At 32.0% G+C, this 5,205-nt stretch carries 5 protein-coding genes and 2 pseudogenes; 1 reads left to right on the top strand and 6 read right to left on the bottom strand.

The annotated features are described in order from the left end of the window. The 5 genes and pseudogenes from JJE11_RS14295 to JJE11_RS14275 all read right to left on the bottom strand — a co-directional run. Positions 1–84, bottom strand: a pseudogene (locus tag JJE11_RS14295) (ABC transporter ATP-binding protein); the annotation flags it as partial. A 200-nt stretch (positions 85–284) separates the two neighbouring features. Continuing rightward, positions 285–1,202, bottom strand: coding sequence for a glycine betaine ABC transporter substrate-binding protein (locus JJE11_RS14290; RefSeq protein ID WP_291636795.1), 918 nt, complete (start codon positions 1,200–1,202; stop codon positions 285–287). A gap of 19 nt (positions 1,203–1,221) precedes the next feature. After that, positions 1,222–1,962 (bottom strand): ABC transporter permease, encoded by a 741-nt coding sequence (locus JJE11_RS14285; protein WP_291636793.1) that lies wholly within the window; start codon positions 1,960–1,962, stop codon positions 1,222–1,224. Beyond that, positions 1,940–3,052: an ABC transporter ATP-binding protein gene (locus JJE11_RS14280; RefSeq protein WP_291636791.1), complete on the bottom strand. Its 1,113-nt coding sequence runs from the start codon at positions 3,050–3,052 to the stop codon at positions 1,940–1,942. The genes JJE11_RS14285 and JJE11_RS14280 overlap by 23 nt, the downstream gene beginning before the upstream one ends. Before the next feature lie 14 nt (positions 3,053–3,066). After that, positions 3,067–3,687, bottom strand: a complete 621-nt coding sequence (locus JJE11_RS14275) for an ABC transporter permease (protein WP_291636789.1) — start codon at positions 3,685–3,687, stop codon at positions 3,067–3,069. 518 nt (positions 3,688–4,205) lie between these two features. On the opposite strand from JJE11_RS14275, the gene JJE11_RS14270 reads away from it, so the two are divergent. Further along, complete coding sequence (locus tag JJE11_RS14270) at positions 4,206–4,328, top strand: hypothetical protein (protein WP_291636788.1); 123 nt, start codon at positions 4,206–4,208, stop codon at positions 4,326–4,328. 73 nt (positions 4,329–4,401) lie between these two features. Here JJE11_RS14270 and JJE11_RS14265 read toward each other — a convergent pair. Further along, a pseudogene (locus tag JJE11_RS14265) lies at positions 4,402–5,205 on the bottom strand (hypothetical protein); the annotation flags it as partial.

Here is a 5,205-nt window from a genome sequence, read left to right as displayed (position 1 = left end):
TAAGTTTATATTTTTAAGTGCCTCAACTCTGTTTTCGCCTTTACCATATGTTTTGGTTAAATTTTCAACTTTTAGAATTTCCATTTATATCTCCCCTTTTCTTGTTTTCTCATCACTATAGACATATTATACAGCTCGCGCTACGTGCACTCCATATCACTTTGCTTACAAACAAAAAAGGCTATCTTACAATTTTGTAAGATAACCTTTTAGAGTAGCTCTTTTACTTCTTTAATTATTTTTTTTTAATTATTGCTACAAAGTAATATGCTTCACATCATCTATTACTTGAGTAGTCCTTCTGCTTTCATCCACTCTTCTGCAACAGTCTTTGTCTCCTTTTGTTCAATATCTACTAAATAATTCATTTGTGTCATATTTTCATTAGTTAGTTTTGCAGAAACTTTATTTAAAATCTCTACAACTTCAGGATTTTCTTTAACAAACTCAGTTTTAAGAGTTGGAGCAGGATTATACACTGGGAAGAACGCTAAATCATCTTCAAGATTAACCAAGCCAAATGCTTTGATTCTTCCATCTGTGGAAAATCCCATACCAATATCAGCTTGATTTTCCTTTAGTGACTTATAAATAATACCCATGTCCATAACTAAAAGATTAGCTTCTGTCATCTTAAATCCATATGTCTTTTCTAATCCAGGTAGCCCATCGGCTCTAGCTGTGAATTCATGGTCTACTGCAAATTTCAATTTACTAGGGTTTGCTTTAATATAAGCACCTAACTGACTTAATGTTTTAATTTTCATTTCATCAGCTTGTGTTTTTCTCATCATAACCGTGTAGGTATTATTGAAATTAGCATAATTTAACCAGTCAATACCATTCTTTTCTGCGTCTTCTGCTTTTACTTTATCATAGCAGTCCTTCGAATCTGTCAGAGGCTTATCATGTTGTAAATGTGATTGCCATCCAGTTCCCGTATATTCCCAATAAACATCAATTTCATCATTTACCAGAGCACTTCTTACTTTATCTGAGCCTGCAATCCCTGTATTATCGTCAACTTTATATCCTGCATCCTCTAACGCTAATATAGTCATTTGACCCAGCAACAATTGTTCTGTAAATTCTTTTGAACCTACACTAATTGTGCCTTTCTTTGATCCACATCCTGTTAATGTAGTAATCACCATTCCGAGTACAATACCCATTGTTACAAACTTTCTACTAGTTTTATTCATAATATCTTCATTCTCCTTCTTATACTTTTATTTTTTGTTCAATAATTCCAAATATAGAATCCGCAATAAGTGCCATAAGTACTGGGAGCGCTGCTCCTAACACAAGTACTTGCGTACGACTAACATTATTTCCAGCAATTATTAAATCCCCTAAACCACCACCACCAACAAAAGCTGCTAATATGGCTGAAGCAATATTGATAGTAATAGCTGTTCTAATGCCAGCTATTATCATTGGCATAGCTAGAGGTATTTCCACCTTCGTCAAAACATGACTTGCCTTCATTCCTACTCCATTTGCCGCCTCAATAATTGCTTTGTCTACTCCTCCAATACCAATTAATGTATTGTTCAAAATAGGTAAAAGCGAATAAACCCACAAAGCAATAATAGCTGTTTTAGCTCCGACTCCTAATGTACCAACAAGCAAGGCTACAATAGCTAAGCTTGGAATCGTTTGCCCAACATTGACAATACTCACTACTCTAGAAGTCCATTTTCTAAACTTATTTCTAGTCAGAAGTATACCTACTGGAACTGCTGTCACTATAGCCAATCCACTTGATACTCCAACAATATAAAGATGTTGTTTTAGTAGAACAGAAATCTTATTATAACTAACTAATCTTGAAACTAAACTATCTTGAGGGTTTTCAACAACATAGATACTTAAGATAATGCCCATAGCTATCAAACCTAAAATCAGGACAACATTTTTTATGTATACCTTCGAATGTTTATATTGAGCTGCTGTCACCATCACTCACCACCTTAAGTAAATTGTTTATTGTGACTATGCCTTTAATTTCATGATCGCTATCCTCAACGAAAATATAGTGTTTCCCAGTACTAAACATTTCAGACAGTGCATCTTTTGCCGTTGCATCCACTGAAACCCGGTCTATGATTTCTCTTTTTATTTCACTAACTTTGCCCTGCCTTTTTAAAATTTCCTTAAGTTCAATACAATATTTACCTTTTTTACCGTCTTCAGTAACTAGCATTTGATTGACGCCAGATTCTAAAAATGCTTTCTTTGCTTCTTCAAATGTTAGATTTATATCCATAGTACATACCTTTTGCATAATACTCTCACATTTAATTAAGTTCATCATTTTTATTGAGCTATTCCCACCAATGAGTTCAGATACAAAATCATCTATAGGGTCAGATAAAATTTCTGACGGTGTACCTAATTGAAGAATTTTTCCTTCTTTCAATACAACAATTTTATCACCCATTTTAATTGCTTCATCAATGTCATGTGTTACAAATACAATTGTCTTTCTTATTTTTTTCTGAATTTTAAGAAATTCATCCTGCAATTTACCCCTGGTAATAGGATCTAAAGCACCAAATGGTTCATCCATTAACATTATTGGAGGGTTAGCTGCTAAAGCTCTTGCCACTCCTACTCTTTGTTTCTGTCCACCACTAAGTTCACTTGGCTTTTTACTTCGATAAACTTTCGGATCAAGTTCCATAAGTTCTAATAATTCATCTACTCTAGCGTTAATTTTACCTTTATCCCAACCTAATTCCACTGGTACAGTAGCAATATTCTCAGCAATCGTCATATGTGGAAACAACCCTATATCTTGAATAATATATCCAATAGTTAATCTTAATGCTATAGAATTAATGTTTTCTATACTTTTACCATCAATAAATATATTTCCTGAAGTAGGTTTGATTAATTTATTGATCATTTTCATAGTTGTCGTTTTACCACATCCAGATGATCCAACTAACATGCATATTTCGCCTTCTTCAATATGAAGGTTTAGATTTTCAACTGCATCCACATTTGCATTGTTATATCTTTTAGTAACATTTTCAAATCTTATCATAGCTCCACCCCCATTTATACCTCAAATTTTTTTTGAATCTTTTCAAGTAATTTATCTGCCAATATTGCAATGAGTGAAATCAATATTGCTCCTATTATCACCATATTGTCATTTGTTCTACTTATTCCTCGGAAAATATAGACACCTAATCCACCCGCTCCTATATACCCTGCAATTGCTCCTATTCCTATTCCCATTACAACTGCTGTTCGTATGCCTGTCATAATAGCTGAAAAGGCAAGTGGAATTTTTATTTTATATAGTATCTTCATTTCCGTAAGTCCCATACCCCTCGCTGCTTCAATAATAGATGGCTTAATATTTGTAATTCCTGTATATACATTTCTAACAATAGGTAACTGTGTATACGCAACTAGACCAACGATTGCTGGTGCTTTACCAATCCCTACAATAGGAATAAGCAAAGAGAAAAGCGCTAAGCTTGGAATTGTCATCATGACATTTGTAATATTCAAAACTATACTTGCCAGTTTTTTATTCATTGTAATTATTATTCCTACAGTGATTCCTAACAGTATGGAAATGGCCATTGCAATAAGCACCATAATAAAATGCTCCACTGTAAGGTCCAATATAGTCTCCCATCTAGAAATAAAAAAACTAAACAAATTCATAACTACACCCCCCCTTATTCAATACTATCTGTTTTTTTTAAATACCGTTAATAAATATTTATAAAGTTAACTGTAATTTAATTACATTTCTTTTATATATGTGTTATTTCACCATTTTCTACTATAATACCATATTATAGCCCTTTTGACCAATATAATCTTAGCCTATCACCATAATAATTCAAAAAACTACAAATAACTGAATTATCATCTGATATTCATATAATATCTTACTTGTAAAATTGTCCAACATTGTAATAAATATATTGTAACTTGAGTTAAAAGTTGTCATAATTGTGATATTATTATTTGCACTATTTCAATTACAATGCATAAATATAATCACAATTATTGAAAAAATTTTCATTAAATTTTATGATTATTATGTATATATGATAATTCCAGAATATGTTTTTCAATTGATTTTATTCACTTAATGAGTTGGAATGCGATCTCGTGTATATATAGTATACATGATATTGCTTATTGTATACGCTAGATCGAAAAGAGGTGTATTAATGAATATTACTATAAATCATACAAGTGACTTTCCTATGTATGAACAGGTAAAGGCTTGTATTAAATCAAATATACTTTGTGGAGAACTTCAATTCAAAAACGCTCTACCGTCAGTTAGGTAGCTAGCAAAAAAATGCGACTTAAAAGCATAAAACAGCCGTATTTTTAAGTCGCCTGTCGAGTCTCCCTTATTCCTTACATCTGTATGTCCTTCCACCTTACCTTAAAGCTAATTCTCCAGAGTATTACATTAACTATTACAAGCACTCCAGCATAAACACCAACAAATACCATATTATTTCTAATAACTATATGGATTATAGCAAATACTGCAAGCAACATACTTGTAATTATTGATGGTCTTATAAGCTTACCACTATCTGCTGTAGCGAACTTTACGCTAAATGGCATTGCCTTATTTGATAATTTAAAATACACTAATGATAATATTAAAAGAACTAAAAACATTACTAGTAAGTCCATAATTATTATTGGACCTTTTAATAGTAAGAACACTGTAGCCTCTAATATATAAAGTGGTATTATCAGTTTAAATATAGTTCCTTTTATTGCCCCTTTTAGTATTATACCTGGGTTTTCTATTGGCAACACTTTGTATATAAAGGCCCCCTTATAACTATCACTATTGTTTATAAACGCTGTACAAAAACATAATAGGAATATGCTTATATACATTAATAAATGAATTTTCCCACCATAGCCTGTTTGAATATTATCCATGAATGATTTACCATTTCCTCTTTCCATAAAAATAAATAGAACTGGCATAAATACTGCCATTGCAAGGGTAGGATACACCTTAAGCTTCAAGTTTCTTTCCGTAGATATCATATTTTGAGTAAATTTAAACATACTCATCTCCACCTTGTCTCTACAGACCAGGCGCGCTATAAACTCTTTTCTATTTTCACTTGTCTTACTTACGTTCCCTCCATTTTCATTTAATTTTTGAAGGTTTTTTTCAAAATAAGGTACTAC

Source organism: Clostridium sp. (assembly GCF_016650095.1).
Classification (GTDB): domain Bacteria; phylum Bacillota; class Clostridia; order Clostridiales; family Clostridiaceae; genus Clostridium_AD.
This window is presented reverse-complemented; position numbering and strand designations above follow the sequence as displayed.